At 42.7% G+C, this 16,513-nt stretch carries 18 protein-coding genes; 10 read left to right on the forward strand and 8 right to left on the reverse strand.

Going from position 1 to position 16,513, the window contains the following annotated elements:
• Nucleotides 1–588: 588 nt before the first annotated feature.
• Nucleotides 589–1,482, reverse strand: coding sequence for a KPN_02809 family neutral zinc metallopeptidase (gene ypfJ, locus AEQ18_RS09095; RefSeq protein WP_054116026.1), 894 nt, complete (start codon nt 1,480–1,482; stop codon nt 589–591).
• Between the two features lie 189 nt (nt 1,483–1,671).
• A complete protein-coding gene (locus tag AEQ18_RS09100) occupies nt 1,672–2,511 on the reverse strand; it encodes an aldo/keto reductase (protein WP_054116027.1) in 840 nt (279 codons plus the stop codon).
• Between the two features lie 203 nt (nt 2,512–2,714).
• Here AEQ18_RS09100 and AEQ18_RS09105 point away from each other — a divergent pair, with 203 nt between their 5' ends.
• Nucleotides 2,715–3,656 carry a magnesium transporter CorA family protein gene (locus tag AEQ18_RS09105; protein ID WP_054116028.1) on the forward strand — a complete coding sequence of 314 codons (942 nt, stop codon included), beginning with the start codon at nt 2,715–2,717 and terminating at the stop codon, nt 3,654–3,656.
• Nucleotides 3,657–3,693: 37 nt separating this feature from the next.
• Here AEQ18_RS09105 and AEQ18_RS09110 read toward each other — a convergent pair whose 3' ends face one another.
• The 3 genes from AEQ18_RS09110 to AEQ18_RS09120 form a co-directional block, all read right to left on the reverse strand.
• Complete coding sequence (locus tag AEQ18_RS09110) at nt 3,694–4,545, reverse strand: carbohydrate ABC transporter permease (protein ID WP_054116029.1); 852 nt, start codon at nt 4,543–4,545, stop codon at nt 3,694–3,696.
• The gene (locus AEQ18_RS09115) at nt 4,538–5,422 is read right to left on the reverse strand and encodes a carbohydrate ABC transporter permease (protein WP_235505520.1); all 885 of its coding nucleotides are present in this window, start codon (nt 5,420–5,422) and stop codon (nt 4,538–4,540) included. The genes AEQ18_RS09110 and AEQ18_RS09115 overlap by 8 nt, the downstream gene beginning before the upstream one ends.
• Nucleotides 5,423–5,525: 103 nt before the next feature.
• Nucleotides 5,526–6,785, reverse strand: coding sequence for an ABC transporter substrate-binding protein (locus AEQ18_RS09120; RefSeq protein ID WP_082348640.1), 1,260 nt, complete (start codon nt 6,783–6,785; stop codon nt 5,526–5,528).
• A 431-nt stretch (nt 6,786–7,216) separates the two neighbouring features.
• On the opposite strand from AEQ18_RS09120, the gene AEQ18_RS09125 reads away from it, so the two are divergent.
• The 3 genes from AEQ18_RS09125 to AEQ18_RS09135 all read left to right on the forward strand — a co-directional run bounded on the left by AEQ18_RS09125 (nt 7,217) and on the right by AEQ18_RS09135 (nt 9,162).
• Nucleotides 7,217–7,465 (forward strand): GlsB/YeaQ/YmgE family stress response membrane protein, encoded by a 249-nt coding sequence (locus AEQ18_RS09125; protein ID WP_054116032.1) that lies wholly within the window; start codon nt 7,217–7,219, stop codon nt 7,463–7,465.
• Nucleotides 7,466–7,635: 170 nt separating this feature from the next.
• On the forward strand, nt 7,636–8,040 hold the full coding sequence (locus AEQ18_RS09130) for an organic hydroperoxide resistance protein (protein WP_054116033.1): 405 nt from the start codon (nt 7,636–7,638) through the stop codon (nt 8,038–8,040).
• 69 nt (nt 8,041–8,109) lie between these two features.
• The gene (locus AEQ18_RS09135) at nt 8,110–9,162 is read left to right on the forward strand and encodes a hypothetical protein (RefSeq protein ID WP_054116034.1); all 1,053 of its coding nucleotides are present in this window, start codon (nt 8,110–8,112) and stop codon (nt 9,160–9,162) included.
• A gap of 4 nt (nt 9,163–9,166) precedes the next feature.
• On the opposite strand, the gene AEQ18_RS09140 is transcribed toward AEQ18_RS09135, so the two are convergent.
• Nucleotides 9,167–9,511, reverse strand: a complete 345-nt coding sequence (locus tag AEQ18_RS09140; protein ID WP_054116035.1) for a hypothetical protein — start codon at nt 9,509–9,511, stop codon at nt 9,167–9,169.
• Nucleotides 9,512–9,705: 194 nt separating this feature from the next.
• Here AEQ18_RS09140 and pepA point away from each other — a divergent pair, with 194 nt between their 5' ends.
• From pepA to ytpR, 4 genes are all read left to right on the forward strand, one after another.
• Complete coding sequence (gene pepA / locus AEQ18_RS09145; protein ID WP_054116036.1) at nt 9,706–10,782, forward strand: glutamyl aminopeptidase; 1,077 nt, start codon at nt 9,706–9,708, stop codon at nt 10,780–10,782.
• A 120-nt stretch (nt 10,783–10,902) separates the two neighbouring features.
• Nucleotides 10,903–11,217: a thioredoxin family protein gene (locus AEQ18_RS09150; protein WP_054116037.1), complete on the forward strand. Its 315-nt coding sequence runs from the start codon at nt 10,903–10,905 to the stop codon at nt 11,215–11,217.
• An 18-nt stretch (nt 11,218–11,235) separates the two neighbouring features.
• Nucleotides 11,236–11,697, forward strand: coding sequence for a universal stress protein (locus AEQ18_RS09155; protein ID WP_054116038.1), 462 nt, complete (start codon nt 11,236–11,238; stop codon nt 11,695–11,697).
• A 153-nt stretch (nt 11,698–11,850) separates the two neighbouring features.
• Complete coding sequence (gene ytpR / locus AEQ18_RS09160) at nt 11,851–12,465, forward strand: YtpR family tRNA-binding protein (RefSeq protein ID WP_054116039.1); 615 nt, start codon at nt 11,851–11,853, stop codon at nt 12,463–12,465.
• 50 nt (nt 12,466–12,515) lie between these two features.
• Here ytpR and AEQ18_RS09165 read toward each other — a convergent pair whose 3' ends face one another.
• Nucleotides 12,516–13,820: a S1C family serine protease gene (locus tag AEQ18_RS09165; RefSeq protein WP_054116040.1), complete on the reverse strand. Its 1,305-nt coding sequence runs from the start codon at nt 13,818–13,820 to the stop codon at nt 12,516–12,518.
• Nucleotides 13,821–14,020: 200 nt separating this feature from the next.
• On the opposite strand from AEQ18_RS09165, the gene rlmH reads away from it, so the two are divergent.
• On the forward strand, nt 14,021–14,500 hold the full coding sequence (gene rlmH / locus AEQ18_RS09170) for a 23S rRNA (pseudouridine(1915)-N(3))-methyltransferase RlmH (RefSeq protein ID WP_054116041.1): 480 nt from the start codon (nt 14,021–14,023) through the stop codon (nt 14,498–14,500).
• 65 nt (nt 14,501–14,565) lie between these two features.
• Entirely contained in the window at nt 14,566–15,081 is a 516-nt protein-coding gene (locus tag AEQ18_RS09175) for a DUF1456 family protein (protein WP_054116042.1), read from the forward strand.
• Between the two features lie 74 nt (nt 15,082–15,155).
• Here AEQ18_RS09175 and AEQ18_RS09180 read toward each other — a convergent pair whose 3' ends face one another.
• Nucleotides 15,156–16,502, reverse strand: a complete 1,347-nt coding sequence (locus AEQ18_RS09180; protein ID WP_054116043.1) for an MATE family efflux transporter — start codon at nt 16,500–16,502, stop codon at nt 15,156–15,158.
• Nucleotides 16,503–16,513: the final 11 nt, after the last annotated feature.

Consider the following 16,513-nt stretch of genomic DNA (forward strand, 5'->3'; position numbering starts at 1 on the left):
TGTTAGGGGTTGTTTGTTGGTATATGTATATAATAGCCTGTAAATGTGAAAAAAAATGGTCAAAGATCGTACAAAAAAATGAAGAATCATAGACGACTTTTCTACAACTGCCCCTATCCACATCATGACCACGATGTATCATGCAAATAGACAAGCAACTGAATATGTGCATGTCTTCGCGCAAAAGACAAAAAGGAGCCCCGTCAGCGGGGACTGGCGGGGTAGGAGTAAAAATGAAAAAGTGTTAGGGTTTGTTTGTTGGTATGTATATATCATAGCTTGAACATGTGAAAAAAAATGGTCAAAGGTGTTATAAATAGTTGAAGAATGAATGTAAATTTTTTTTATGCAGCTTAAGAAGTCTTTTTTGTAATAAAAAAGGGCCTGTCAGCGGGGACTGACAGGCAAGGAGTAAAAATGAAAAAGTGTTAGGGTTGTTTGTTGGTATGTGTATATAATAGCCCGTAAATGTGAATAAAGTATGACGAACCCGCCACGATTTGTGGAACAAAGATTAAGAAAAAATAAAGACAGCTCTATCCCTTTATCCATTGTTGATTGGGTACATGGGATATGGCTGTCTTTGATTTATTGATCGGTCAAATCGAGTGTCGACTCGTTGAAGGTGTCCCCATGACTGAGGTCGCCATATTGATAGCCTCGGTTGAACCAAGCGACCCGTTGCGCTGAAGTACCATGGGTAAAACTGTCAGGGACCACGTAGCCTTGATATTCTTTTTGTAAAGTGTCATCGCCAATTGCATTGGCAGCAGTGATGGCCTCTTCAATATCTCCAGCTTCTAAGATAGGTTGCCCTTGATAGGTCTCTCCAGCCAAATACTTGGCAAAGGTACCTGCCAGATAGTCTGCTTGCAATTCTAGTCGGACACTGTAGGCGTTATATTCAGTATCTGAAACTTGTTGCCGAATCTTCTCTAATTGCTGGGTGATGCCCAATTCATTTTGGACATGATGGCCTACTTCATGGGCAATGACATAGGCCATTGCAAAGTCACCACTGGCACCATAGGTATTTGCCAATTCATTGGCAAAGCTCAAATCGAGATATACATGCTCATCTGCTGGACAATAAAAAGGGCCAACTTGCGAAGTAGCATAGCCGCATGCCGATTGCACGCTATCTGTAAATAGTACCAGTGTTGGGTCTTGATACGACTCTTGCCTTTCTTGGAAAACAGCTTGCCAATAATCTTCTAGATGACCAAAGACGACCGCAGAAAATTCTTTTTCTTCGGTGTAGTCATTGGCGGCAACATTTTCTGTTTGATAATTGGCAGCTTGTTCGCTGCCGCCTAATACATCGGGCAAAGAACTGATGTCCCCACCGCTAAATAAAAAGAACAGTACTGCAATGATTACTGTACCGATCCCACCGCCAGCAACCAGCTTTCCACCAGCCCCTGATGACCGTCCCGTTCGGTCATCGATGTTGGTACTTTGTTTTCCCCCGCGCCATTTCATCTCGATCTCCTCCTACAGGTTCTGTTGATTCTATTATAAAAGATATAGCGGATGAAGGGAAAAGAAGCGGCTTTGAATAGGCACATTCATTTGATTTGCTTTGGTAGAATCTCAGGGGGGAATTCTTCTTGTTTTGGAAAGCAAAGAAGCATAGGCAGTCGCCTACGCTTCGAATCATGATTTCATCGTCTATTCAAACTCTTCATACTCATTCGGATCTTGTCCGTCGATTCGGCCATCGGCTTTGTTCAAGCCGTTGATTTGTTTGACTTCATCTTCTGTTAAGGCAAAATCAAAAATAGCTAGATTTTCACGTTGATGTGCTAAGTTGCGTGATTTTGGCAAAGGCAAGATGCCACGCTCAACGTGCCATCTCAGAATGATTTGGCCAGCAGATTTTTGATATTTGTCTGCTAGTGTTTGAATGATGTCTTCTTTGATCGCATCACTTCCGCGACCTAATGGACTCCAAGCTTCAGTTTGGATCCCCCGTTTTTCATTTTCTGCAACCTTGTCTTCTTGGACCCAATAAGGATGGATTTCAATTTGGTTCAGTGCAGGTGTCACACCAGTTTCTTCGATGATCGTATCTAAATGCTCAGGTTCGAAGTTGGAGACACCAATCGTTCGGATCAAACCTAATTTTTGTGCAGTGATCAGGGCTTTCCATGCTTCCACGTATTTTCCACGTTTTGGCAAAGGCCAATGGATCAAAAATGCATCAAAATAATCAAGACCCATCCGAGCAAGCGATTCTTGGATACTCGTCAACGCTTCGTCATAGGCATGATATTTTCCAGGAAGTTTTGAGGATATATAAAATTCGGATCGTGGCACGCCAGACCGGCGAATGGCTTCACCGACGATGCCTTCATTGTCATAATTGGTTGAAGAATCAATCAAGCGGTACCCATCCGCAATTGCTGCTTGGAGCTGGTTTAATCCTTCACCGCCGCGGATCTGAAATGTACCCATCCCAATAGCAGGACGTAAATTGCCGTCATTCAAGGTGATCAATGGTGCTTTCATAAAATAACTCCTCCTTTTTATTGTATATTTACTGTACAATTTTTGGACCCTTTCTGTAAATCAACTTGCTTGCTTCGCTTTTTATTCGGATCATATAAAAAATAGTTCGTCAAAAACATCAGGAAAAGCCATTTATTTTGACAAAATCGCCAGCACATAAGATAGTTGAATTAGTAGAGTATTTTATAAAAGGAGCGAGTAAAATGTTTCGATATTATAAAATTGAAGAAAAAAAAGTCACAAAAACAAGCGAAGAGGATTACAATTGGCTTGTCTTTACAGGTAACGATACCAGTGAACAACGAGAATTGCTTGACCGTTATCAATTACCCGAAGATATATTCATAGGATCAAATGAACCGGAAGAAGTGTCGCGCTTGGAACATTTGCGCAATACGAAGTTAAATCATCCAATTTTGTATACATTGATCGATTTATCCGAGGCCACGAATGAGCGGATCGAAGATCGATTAGAACCAATCACTTTTATCTGCGCAAAGGATCTCTTGATCACCTATGCTTCTGCTCGTTCTACCTTGATCGATCGATTAATCGAAAAACATGAACAAGACATCAACCGTTTTGAAGATATCATGGCCTATGCCACATTGATGATCTATACACATTTCATCAAAGGATTGAAAGATATCAAGAAAACAATCGATGCGTTGGATGCTGCGGCGCGCAAAACCACAGAAAACAATGAATTGTTCAATTTAGCAGATACAGAAAGAGATATGGTGTACTTAGATCATACCTTGAGAGATCAGGATCAGATCGTCAATCACTTGATGGAACGGAAAGAATTTCTTGAACGTTTGGACAACGAACCGTTGGTCTATGATATCAAACTGCGACAGAAATTTGCCAACAAGATGGTGACGATCTATCGAGATTTATTGGAGACGATTGGTGGATTGTTCTCTGATATGATGGACAATAATCTCAATCATTTGATGAAGTATTTGGACTCTGCTGCTCTTGTGGTAGCAATTCCTTCGCTGATTGCAGGACTGTGGGGAATCAATACCGGAGGGTTGCCGGGTAAAGACAATACCATCGGAACGATTTTAGTTTTTGGACTGGCGATCCTGGTTGGTGCGTTAACGGCACTTTACTTATCACGAAAAGACTTTTCTAAATAGCAACAACGCCACAGAAGATCTGTGGCGTTGGGCTTTTTTATTTGATTCCACTATCTAAATTACTATCTAAGATCCAGCGTTGGAAAGCGAGAAACACCAAAAGTAAGGGCAGGATCGAAATGACAGACGCCGCGATCAGTATGGTCCAATTGATATTTTCGGCACCAACCAAACTGCGAATGGCTACTTGCAGGGTATATTTCTTCGGGTCATTCAAGACGATCAAAGGCCAAATATAGTCATTCCACCGCCATTGGAAAGAAAATATCCCCAGTGTCATAATAATGGGGCTAGCGATCGGCAACATAATCTTCAAGAAAATCATCCCATCTGAAGCACCGTCTATGCGTGCAGATTCGATCAAATCATTCGGTACAGAGACAAAAAAAGTGCGGAACATAAAAATCCCAGTAGCTGTATTGATTGAGGGGATAATGATCCCTAATAAATTATCGTATAGTCCAAGGGCGCGAATAACAGAAAAGGTTGGATTCATGATCACTTCTGTTGGCAGCATCGTGGTGGCGATAATACAAATAAAGAAAAAACTGAGCCATTTGGCGTCATACTTTGCGAAGGCATAACCACAGGCGGCACTGGCTATAATGGTTAAAACTGTCGTCGTGACCGCTGAAATCAGGGTATTGCTAAAATAGCGAAAAAAATCCAGTGTTGTCCATGCGTCAATAAAGTTTTGAACTGTAGGATTTTCGGGAAATATGTTTAACGGATACGCAAACAATTCTGTTCCAGGTTTGAATGCACTCAGTAAAAACCAAAGGAGCGGGAACAAATATAACAGGGAAGTGATGATCAATGCCAAGGTTAAGAAAAACATCGCAGATTTCTTGGTTGGCGCTTTTCGCAGTTTCTGTTCTCTTTTAGACATCGTTTTTCCCACCACCTAACTTCATTTGTGCCAAACCTAGTAATAGTAAAATAAAGAAAAGAACCATGGAGGCGGCACTGGCATAGCCGACACGCATTTTATCGAAACCAGTCGTATAGATGTATTGTACGATGAACATATTGTCTGTTCCGGGCCCACCATTGGTCAATGATTGAACCAATGCAAATTCTTTCATTGAACCTATTGAAGCCAATAAGATGACCATAAAGGAGGTCGGTTTTAGCATCGGTATCGTGATGAAACGCAATTTGTGCCAAAAGCTTGCGCCATCGATTTCTGCTGCCTCATAATAAGAGTGGGGGATGTTTTTTAAGGCAGCGGTAAACTGCAGCATGTTAAATGCAGTCCCTCCCCAAATAGCGGCTAACACGATCACGGCAAAAGCCGCGTTAGAGTCAGTAAACCATGGCACAGTTTGCTGACCGCCTTGTTCGAGTAAAAAGTTGATAAAGCCAAAATTTTCACCGAACAACCATTTCCAAATCACCCCGGCGATAATGCCTGAGATCGTCCATGGCAAAAAGAAAATGATTTTTGCTAGAAAACGACCTTTTGCGAATGTACTATTCAACATAAGGGCTATAGCCAAGGAAATGACGTAGATACTGGGAACTAGAACAATGACATAGCGAAATGTACGAAACAAGGCTTTATAAAAACTATCATCCCGAAACAATTCTTGGTAATTGGCTAGACCAATAAATTGTGCTTCCGCAAATCCTTTATAATCTGTCAATGAATAATATAAGCCTAAAACGGCTGGTATCAAAAAGAATAAGATGAATAGAATGATACTTGTGCCCGTAAAAAGCAGGGGCCATTTATGTTTATTTAACGTGCGCATAATTTTTCTCACCAACCCTTCCAATCAAATCACTTATGGAAAAGAACCTTCCAAGTAGCTGCTGCAATCTAAACCGCAGCAGCACTTGTTTAGGTTCTTTCTGTGCCTGTATAGATTATTTTTTTAGAAAGCCATCGTTATAATCTTGAATCGTTTTTTCAATGGCGTCATCTAATGAAATCTCATCATTTAACACTTGGACGATGGCATCTTTGTAAGCGCCAGTCAGTCCAGTATAGCCTTTCATACTCATGGTCACTTGATCATTGGTTTGCTTACCACTGATTGGCTGTGCTGCCGCAGCAATCTCTTGATTATAGACTTCGTAGGCATCTTGACCTTGTTCATAGTCTACTGTCATCCCTTCTACTGCGGGTAAGTAACCTGCATACGTGCATAACTGTTTATAATTATCTTCTTCATAAAGCCATTCGATGAATTTTTGCCCTTCTTCGCTATTCTTGCTGTTGTTGAAGCCAGCGATGAAATTCCCACCCATATTCACTGCCCGGGTTTCTTGTGCAGGAGAATAGACGGATTGCCATTTAAAATTGCTGATATTATTTGAAAAATCGACAATTTGCCAACTGCCGGAAAAATAGGCAGGGACACGTCCGCTTTTGAACATCGCAGAGGCATCTTCTCCTGAAGTCCAGACAGATTTAGGCATGACCCCATCATTATTGAGGTCAATAAATTTTTGCAAGGCTTCTTTTGTAGCATCGTCCGTCGTATAAGCGTCTCCGCTGTCATTTAGGAAGAAATCCTGCCCGCCATATTGATAGGTGAATGCCCGTAAGCGGTGATCGGAAGCATCCATGACCATGCCATATTTGGCATCGGTTTTATCTACGACTTGATTGATCGCATCAAGAAATTCATCCCAAGTCCAGATATCATCTTCAGATTGTGGATAAGAGACACCAGCTTCATCGAACAAATCAGTATTTAGAAACAAACCGGTAGCGGTTACATCTGAAGGCAAGGCTTTGACCACGTCATCTTCGTTTCTGATTGTCATTGATTCCAGCGTGTTGGCGTCTTCAGCAACAGCGGTCAGATCAAGCAAATAGTCATTCCAGTCTGGTAAAACGGTAGAGACACGTACCACTTCGGGCGCATCATCAGCTTGTACGGCTTTTGTGATTTTCGTGAGCAAATCATCATAAGGTACGTCTGTGACTTCAACGGTTACGCCAGTTTCTTCTTGATATTTTTCGGCCATTTTTGTATAGGCGCCGCCTTCGCTGGTATCTCCTGATACAAACATACGAATTTCTTTGGCATCACTGCTGCTATCATTGTTGCCGCAACCAGCCGCAACAAATAGTAATGCAGACAGACCTGCTATGGATAACCCCAACTTTTTATTCATGTTCATTCGCTCCCCTTATTGAGTATTCTGTTTAGAAAGTTCAAAAAAACCCTCATAATCAATCGCAACCGAAAACGTGGGCGTGTAAAAGATACAAGTGAAAACTAAATGAGACACAGTGCGGACGGAAAGAAAGACAGTGAGAGAGACTGAGAAGCAGTGTTATTTGATTGATACGAAACAGCTGTTGTTCTACCATAGTTTAGCTGAAAAAGAGAAAAATACAAAATAAAACGATTTCATTTTTACCTACTAACTTAAAACAACGGGAGAAAAGACGTTTATCCAGAAATATGTCACGTTGAAAAACCTTAATATAACAAGCTTTTTTAATGTTTTATTTGAATTGAGAGCAAATCTTTTGTCTAATCGCGCAAAGAAGCGTAACATAAACAGTGTAATAAATATCAAAAAGAAAGAAGGAGAAAAACATGGGTTGGTTATGGACATTAATCGTAGGTGCTATTATCGGTTTGATCGCCGGTGCAATTACAAATAAAGGTGGATCAATGGGCTGGATCGCGAACATTGTTGCTGGTTTAGTCGGCGCTGCAATTGGTCAAGGATTATTAGGTTCTTGGGGACCATCATTAGCTGGAATGGCATTGATTCCTTCAATCATTGGTGCAGTGATCGTGGTTGCTGTTGTGTCATTTTTCTTAGGACGCTCTAAAGCCTAATTATTCCGCTATTGTTTACATTTATTGATCACGTATACCGTGTATACGTTAAGAAGGCAGATCTGATAGATATCAGATCTGTCTTTCTTTGCTTTGAGCAATCCTTTTGTCAGATCTGCCTTTACTCGTTACACTTAAAGTAACCTAAAAAGAGAGAGGAAGAGCAATCTATGAAAAAACAATACGAAACAGCTATGATCAATCGCGGCGGTCGGGTCGGCGAAGTAGAAGCGCCTAATGGCACGATGCACTTGAAAATCGATAAACCGGGAATCCATAGCGAGGGCACGAATCCGGAGCAATTATTCGCAGCTGGTTATGCCTCTTGTTTCAATGGAGCGGTACAGCACATGTTGAAAGAACATCAGATCGAATCCGAATCTGAAGTCAAAGCAAGGGTTTCACTCTATCAGCATGAGGACGGCAGCTACCAAATCGGCGTGATTTTAGAAGTATCATTGCCTGGTGTTGAGAAAGCACAGGCAGAAAAAATCGCGGAAGAAGCACATGATTTTTGTCCATATTCTCGTGCAACACGCGGCAATATCGACGTTGAAGTGGAAGTTGTGGCATAATTTTCAATGGATGATCGACATGTCCCGCAATCAATGCTCAGTAGGGATTATAGTAAAGGAGAGGCAGAGATGAACAGAACATTGGGGTTTACAATCGTTGTGTTCGGGATTTGTCTCTTTTTGTTATGGCGTCATTATCATAAGACAAAGCAAGAACAGCGAATGATCTTAGCACAATTAAAAAGATACCCTGCTGTCCAACATGCATGGGCCGCCGCGCTTGAAGACGGCGATCCAGTGATTGAGATCCCGGGGCTAGCAACAGGGATCAAGGCAAGCTTGGCAGACGCGCATACTGTAGATATGTGCGGACAAATGACGCCGCAAGGGTTGGCGCTTTCTAAGGATTGGGTATTTATCTCGATGTATTGCAACGATCACCAGCATCATTCACAGATTTTGCTTTTTGATCGTCATACAGGTGCCTATAGCAAATCCGTCATTTTACCTAAAAAGCCCCATGTCGGAGGCTTGGTGTATGATGAACAGCAAGAAGTCCTATGGGTAACGATCACTGGCTCAGACAGTGGTCGGATTGGCGGCATTCCTTTGGCGACACTTTTGGCGGATACATCTGCTCAGACCGGTCAACCGATCCGATTTGATCGCAGGCTTGAACTATTGGGGATAGCCCGTGCGTCATACTTAACGATGGATCAAGAAAAAGTCGTGGCAGGATCGTTTTCTTTAAGAGGGGCAGGAGAATATGCTGCCTATTCTCGACAGTTTCTGCAGGATGCGATGGCAGATGATTCCACACAAAAAAGTCAAATGTTGCCAAATGAGACCAATAGCACGTTGACCAAAGTCCAAAGTGTTGCATATGCAAAAGATTGGCTGCTGATTGCCCGTTCCTTCGGTCCAGGCGCAAGTGAACTTTTGGTCTATCCGAAAACAACCGCGAATCTGAAGCGCAACAGCGCCGCATTTCGTTTTAGATTTCCGCCTTATTTAGAGCAAATCGTGGTAGAGGATCAACGGCTATATTGCCTTTTTGAAAGTGGTGCAGCTGCTTATCGGCATAAAACCAATTGGCCAATCGATACGGTTTTGGTTTTGGATCTGTTCACGCTGCTCCACAAAAAAACCGGCTTCAAAAGAAACCGGCGCATCAAATCATGAGCAATTATTCTACAATGCTGCGTTGGATATCCAACACGGTGCCTGTTCGGGCATCTGCCAAAAATTCATAGGTGACCAATTGGCCATCCTCAGTCCGAGTGATCCCGCCTGTATAGCCTTGGGAGGTAATGGCAAATTTACGCAAAGGTTGTTTTTCAAAGTTGATCCACGATCCTTCGATCGGTCCTTCTTTGACAAAAGCTGATTTGACTAATTCCAGCACATCATCTGCATGGAGATTTTGTTTGTTTTTCAACCAAATAGTGGAAAAGATCCCTCCAGCAAAACCTAGTCCTAAACCGACCGTCAAGCCATTTTTAAAATAGTGTAGTGGGCGATGATCATGCATATGTTTGTCCTCCTTCAATCAATGTTCCCTATCTTGCTGCGATAGCATGAAAACACAATTATAATTATCATAAGTGTAACATAGTTTAGAATTTTTCTATAAGAAAAATAACCAGATCGACCAATTTGCGTTATAATAAATCAATAATAGTTCTTAAAGGGGGATAGGCTTGTTCCTAAACAAGCAAACAAATAATGGAAGATAAAACATTTCAACGCATCAAAGAATTAACAGAAATTCAAGGGACCAGCGGCTTTGAGCAAGACGTGCGTGCGTATATGCGTAAAGCGATGACACCTTTGGTGGACGAGGTACAGCAAGATGGTCTAGGCGGTATTTTTGGGATCCGTCATCATTCAGATGCACATGCGCCCCGTATCATGTTGGCAGCCCATATGGATGAGGTCGGCTTCTTAGTGACGACTGTAACAGACCGCGGCTTATTCAAAGTAACACCATTAGGCGGATGGAATCCATATGTGGTTTCTGCCCAACGCTTTACATTGAAAACAGCAAAAGGTGATTATCCATGTGTTTCTTCTTCCGTTCCACCGCATTTATTGCGTGGAACTGATGGTCAAAAAGCGGTGGAAGTCACCGATATTCTTTTTGATGCCGGTTTTGAGTCGAAAGAAGAAGCGGAAAGTTTTGGTGTTCGTCCTGGGGATACGATCGTTCCTCAAGTAGAAACTATCAAAACAGCCAATGGAAAACACATTATTTCCAAAGCCTGGGACAACCGCTATGGTTGTACGGTAGTGTTGGATGCGCTGGAAGCATTGCAAGATGAAACATTGGGGCACACGCTCATTGCCGGTGCCAATGTACAAGAAGAAGTTGGCTTGCGCGGCTCGCGTCCATCAGTAACAAAATTCAAACCGGATTTATTTTTTGCAGTGGATTGTTCACCTGCCGATGATACGGTAACCAAAAACGGCACCTTCGGTCACTTAGGTGAAGGGACATTGTTACGTATTTTTGATCCAGGGTTGATCATGCTGCCAGCAATGAAAGAATTCTTGCTGGATACTGCAGAAACCCATCATATCCCTTATCAGTACTTTGTATCAAAAGGCGGTACCGATGCGGGAGCAGCACATATGTCGAATGAAGGGATCCCTAGCTCAGTGATCGGTGTTCCGGGCCGTTATATCCATACGCATCAAACACTATTCAGCATTGCGGATTATGAAGCAGCCCGTGAAATGGTGATCCAAGTATTGAAAGCTTTAGACAAATCAACTGTCGATACGATCATTGCTGGTAAATAATCAGGAGGAAAACACGTCGATTCGGCGTGTTTTTTTAGGTCGCGGACGTATGCGCGTTGCATTTGGTTTTCCTATGCAGAAAGGTGTATACTTTAGATATCAAAAGAAAGTGGTGAGTGTGTGATTATTCCAAAAGATTTAGAAGAATTAGCGACTTATGTAGAACAAGGAAAAAATGTGTTCTTTTTTACCGCCGATTGGTGTGGGGATTGTCGATATATCAAACCGCAATTGCCAGAGATCGAAGCGGATTTTCCAAATTATCAATTTATCGAAGTGGATCGCGACAAGTTTATGGATGTCGCAGTCGAATGGTCGATTTTCGGGATTCCCAGCTTAGTGGTGATCGAGGATGGCAAAGAGCGAGGTCGTCTGGTGAATAAAGACCGTAAAACCAAAGAAGAAATCGAAGCTTTCTTAACAAGTGTGCAATAAAGAGTGGAGGGATTTAAGATGGATGCACAAAGATATCAAAATATTTTAGTGGGCATCGATGGGTCAGAACAAGCCAAAGACGCCTTCAAAAAAGCAGTTGAAGTGGCACGACGCAATCAAGGGAAAGTGTATGCAGCGACGATCATTGATCAGCAAATGCCAACGATGATGGGCTATGCGCCATTGGATAGTTCTATTTTAGAACAAGAAAAGGATACTGCACAAAAAATGATCGACGAATGCAAGGCCTATGCAGACTCTGTAGATTTTCATTTAGTGGAGGGCATCATTGCTTATGGCTCGATCAAAGATGCTTTGGCTACGCAGTTACCTGAAGAATATGCCATCGACTTGATCATGGTGGGTCAATCTGGTCTGAATGCTGTTGAACGATTCATGATGGGCAGTGTTGCTAGTTTCGTTATCCGCGAAGCCCGTTGCGATGTCCTGATCGTTTCGCCGCAAGACAAAGAGGCTTAAAGTGTAAAGGATAGCCGCAAGATCAATCCGGTTGGTCTTGCGGCTATTTTGTCGTGCTTTGGATAGAAATCAAAGAGAATAGCCGAAATACGATGACGAATCCGCAAAAATTTGTTAAGATTATGGGCGGAATGATTGAAGGAGGAAAATAACGTGATTTTTGCTTATAATAAAGAATATGTCAGTGATACGTTGATGGTGATCACTGAGAATGACAAAGGGTTAGCGCAAACTGTTTCTCGTGTCGATAATGTTGCGCAAATCAAAAATGAAGAGGACACAATCGTTGGTTGGAACTTTTTTGCTATTTCAGAGATCATGACCATTGATGGTAGAGGTCAGGTCGAATTGACTGATGCACAAGTGGCACAGTTGAATGACCGCATTGCAGCTGCTGGTTTTGCTGAAAAGCTAGCCGTTGATCATACCCCGAAAATCGTCGTTGGCTATGTACAGACCTGCGAAGAACATCCAGATAGTGATCACTTGTCGCTTACTCAAATTGATGTGGGTAACGAAGAAGTATTGCAGATTGTCTGTGGTGCAGCCAATATCCGCAAAGGATTGAAAGTGGTTGTTGCCAAACCTGGGGCCATGATGCCCGATGGCTTGTTGATCTGGCCGGGTACATTGCGAGGCGTTGAAAGCTTCGGTATGGTTTGTTCAGCCAAAGAATTAGCTTTGCCTGATGCACCATTGAAAAAAGGAATTCTGGAATTGCCGCAAGATGCAGTTGTCGGCAGTGCCTTTCCCACTGGAAAAGCCTAAAAAAGAGGCACCGCCACTTCCTGTTGTTGTGGCGGTGCCTCTTTGATCGGTTAATTGCTGCTTTCTGTTGTATCGTTGATCGACGTATCAACGGACAATTCGACTGTTGCTGTTTTTTCTTCATCTCCACGATAGAAGGTCAACGTAATGGTATCGCCAACTTTATGTTTGTAGAGTGCAGATTGTAAATCAGTGGTTGAACTAATCTCTGTATCATCAACTTTGGTGATGACATCATATTGTTGCAAACCAGCTTGTTCAGCAGGTGTCGCATTATTGACTGAGTAGACGACAACGCCGGCTGTCACAGAGGATGGTACTTTCAAGATCTGTTCTTGTTGTTGAGAAGTGATCGAACTTAGATCAATCGTACGAATCCCCAATGCTGGACGAACCACTTTGCCATCGGATTCTAATTGATTGATGATTTCAACAACATCGTTACTAGGAATGGCAAAGCCCATACCTTCAACGCTGACGCTGGATGTTGATTCTGAAGTGCTGGCGATTTTGCTCGAGTTGATCCCAACGACTTGTCCATCGACGTTGATCAGTGGACCACCAGAATTCCCAGGGTTGATGGCTGCATCTGTTTGAATGGCATTGATGCTGACTGTTTCACCTGAATCGTTTTGACTAGTGACTTGGCGATTCAAAGAAGAGATGATCCCTTGTGTCACTGAGTTTGCATAATCTGATCCTAATGGAGAACCAATGGCAATGGCAGGTTCGCCGACTTTCAACGCGCTGGAATCACCAAAGGTTGCAACTGTCTCAACTTTATCTGAGGCGATTTTGATGACAGCTAAGTCGGTATAAGCATCGGTTCCGACCAATTCGCCAGTGACTTTCGTGCCATCTGAAAGGACGACTTCTAAGCCTGATTGACCTTCAACAACGTGGTTGTTGGTCACGACATAGGCTGTATCTCCATCGACTTTGTAAATGACGCCACTCCCTTCTGAAGCGGCTTCTAATGTACTGTCATCACTGGTATTGTCTTCGGTTTGTCCATCTTGTCCGCTTTGTTGGCCAAAGATGCTGCCAAAATCACTGGTTTGACTTTGTTGCAAGTTGATGATCGACACAACCGCACCTTGAACTTTTTCAACTGCTTCTGTAACATCACTGGTGACATCTAATTTGACATTTGACACGGTCGTTTCTCCGCTGGAGTTTTGGACGCCGGTCGTTGTTGTACTTGAGTTAGAATTCGTGAGTGACGTGCCCATTGCTAAATATAGGCCACCAAAAGTCAATAGACCGCCGACAACGCCGCCTAAAATACCAATCCCTAATTTTTTGAGTAATCCAGAAGAAGGTTTTTTCTCTGGTGTGACATCTTTTCGTGCCATTTTGATTTCCCCCTTACTAATTATTTCGCTATAATTAGTATATTCTTTCTATCTGACATTAGTCTACTAAGAGACTTTGAAAAATATATGAAGAAGTTGGGGAAGAATTTGTTTTAAATGATGAACTTTCGCTTTTTTATTCATCAAATAATGAAAAAATATCTGTATTGATTTTTGCAGATTTCAGAAAGGAAATGTCCATGAATATCAAAATCGTGACTGTCGGTAAATTGAAGGAAAAATATCTCGTGCAAGGAATCAGTGAATATGCCAAGAGAATCGGGGCCTATGCCAAGTTGACCTTTGTCGAAGTGCCAGATGAAAAAGCGCCTGAACATTTGAGCGACGCCCAAATGCTGCAAATCAAAGAAAAAGAAGGGCAACGGATTCTAGCGAAAATCAAAGACACTGAATATGTCTATGCATTAGCCATTGAAGGACAAAATCCTACCAGTGAAGCTTTTGCCAAACAGATCGATCAGTTAGGCATTCAAGGAAAAAGCCAATTGGTCTTTGTGATTGGTGGTTCATTGGGCCTAAGTGATGCTGTGATGCAACGTAGTGATGCCCAGATCTCGTTTGGGAAAATGACTTTCCCGCATCAGTTAATGAAACTGATCTTGGTTGAACAGATTTATCGGGCGTATCGAATCAATACCAATGCACCGTATCATAAATAGACCTTTGATTGATTAGCCGTTGTGCATTACAATAGAAAGAAGATACCCTATTAGGAGGATACAACATGAACAATAACGACCGATTACTTCGCTTGCGCTATGCTGTAGATATCAAAGATAGCGATATGGTCAAAGCTTTTGAATTAGGTGGACATCCCGTCAGCCGAGAAGAAGTACGGGAGATGTTGACGCGAAACCACGAAGCCCAATCCACAGAGGACAAAGAGAATGTTTACTTGAAAGCCGTCAACAACCAAGTACTTGATGTTTTTTTGAATGGCTATATCACTTTGAAACGCGGGCCGCAAAAAGAACAAAAAGACATCCCGCAACAAAAAAGCAAAGAAATCAAGCATATCAACAATGTGTTGTTGAAAAAAATCAAAATCGCCTTGTTTTTAACCAGTGAAGACATGCTGGCGATCTTTGCTGAAGCGGGGATCTATCCGACCAAAGGAGAATTAGGGGCGATTTTACGTAAAGAAGGACACCGAAACTTCAAACCTTGCGGGGATAAATACGCGCGGAACTTTTTAAAAGGTCTAGGATTGGTTTACCGAAAAGACGGAAATCATTCATGAGTGCTTCATTCCTGCGTTTTAGATAAAAGACATATTGGCTCACCCGTTGAGGTGAGCCAATATGTCTTTTGCGTTTAGTGGATGACTATTTGGTTTTGCAGGGTCTTTTTCAAGCGCCAACCCAAGAAGCAGCTTCGCGCATATAGATCGAGACCAATTGCCAGCCAAACACCTGCAATCCCCAGCTGAAGCGAGAGGCCTAAAACCAAGACCCCAATCACACGAATGCCCCACATCCCAAACAATGTACTATAAAGCGGTGTCTTCGTATCCCCCATTCCTTGTAATACTGCGGTGAGAATCAAACTGATGGCAAGTCCAGGTTGGTTAAAGGCGTCTATACGCAAAGCGGTGACGACTTGTATAATCGCAGATGGATCACTTGTAAACCAACCTGCAAATAAAGGAGCACCGACAAATAAACAGATGCCCAATAGGCTGAGAATAAGCACCGCATACTTACAAGCAGCAACAATGATTTTTTTGGTTTCGGCATCGTTTTTCTGCCCGACACTCATCCCAATCATTGTGGCGGTCGCTGTAGCGATTCCATAGGCTGGCATATAAACAAAGCTTTCGATACTCCCAGCAATCGAATGGGCAGCATATGTTTTGGTACCAATCGCTACGATCAAACCAAAGTACAAGACTTGACCCAACCGCATAGCTAATCGTTCCAAAGCGGCGGGGATAGTCAAATGAATCAATGGTGCGTAGTCAGAAATACGCAAAATCTCTTTAAAAGAAAAAGCAATGGTTGATTGTTGTACTTTGCGATACAACAGAAGGGAGCCTATCAAGCGCGCCACGATTGTTCCAATTGCTGTCCCAACCACCCCCAAAGCGGGAAAAGGACCCCAGCCGAAAATCAAGAGAAAGTCTACGACAATATTCAGGACATTTGTGATCAAGCCAACGTACATGGGCGTTTTAGTATCTCCAGTTGCGCGTAACATACTGCCAAAGGAAGTCATTGTCCCTATCAGCAGGGCTGCACCCCCCACCAGTTGAAAAAATGGTTTTGCTGCAGCAAGGGTAGCCGTGTCTGCCCCCATCATACGCAGCAACGGTGTAGCAAAAAAAACACTGCACAAGCCAAATAATACACCAACGGCGAGTGTCAACAGCAAAGATTGCTGTGCAACTTGACTAGCTTTATCATTTGTTCCAGCACCAATATGTCGCGCGATCAATGAGGATGTGCCTACGCCAAGGGCGATAAATACGGCTAAATAAACATTGATCAGCGCGTTGGCGACGCCTACGCCGGCTACCGCTATAATGCCGATTTGGGCGATCATCAAAGCATCAATAAAGCCGACAGCTGTTTCTAAGACATTTTCGATCATCGCCGGGAATGCCATTTTCAATAGTGTATGATCAATTTCTTTCGTTGATCTTGTTGCTTGATTCTGGGTCATCAAAGGGACTC

The sequence above is a fragment of the Enterococcus sp. RIT-PI-f genome (assembly GCF_001297065.1).
GTDB lineage: Bacteria > Bacillota > Bacilli > Lactobacillales > Enterococcaceae > Enterococcus_D.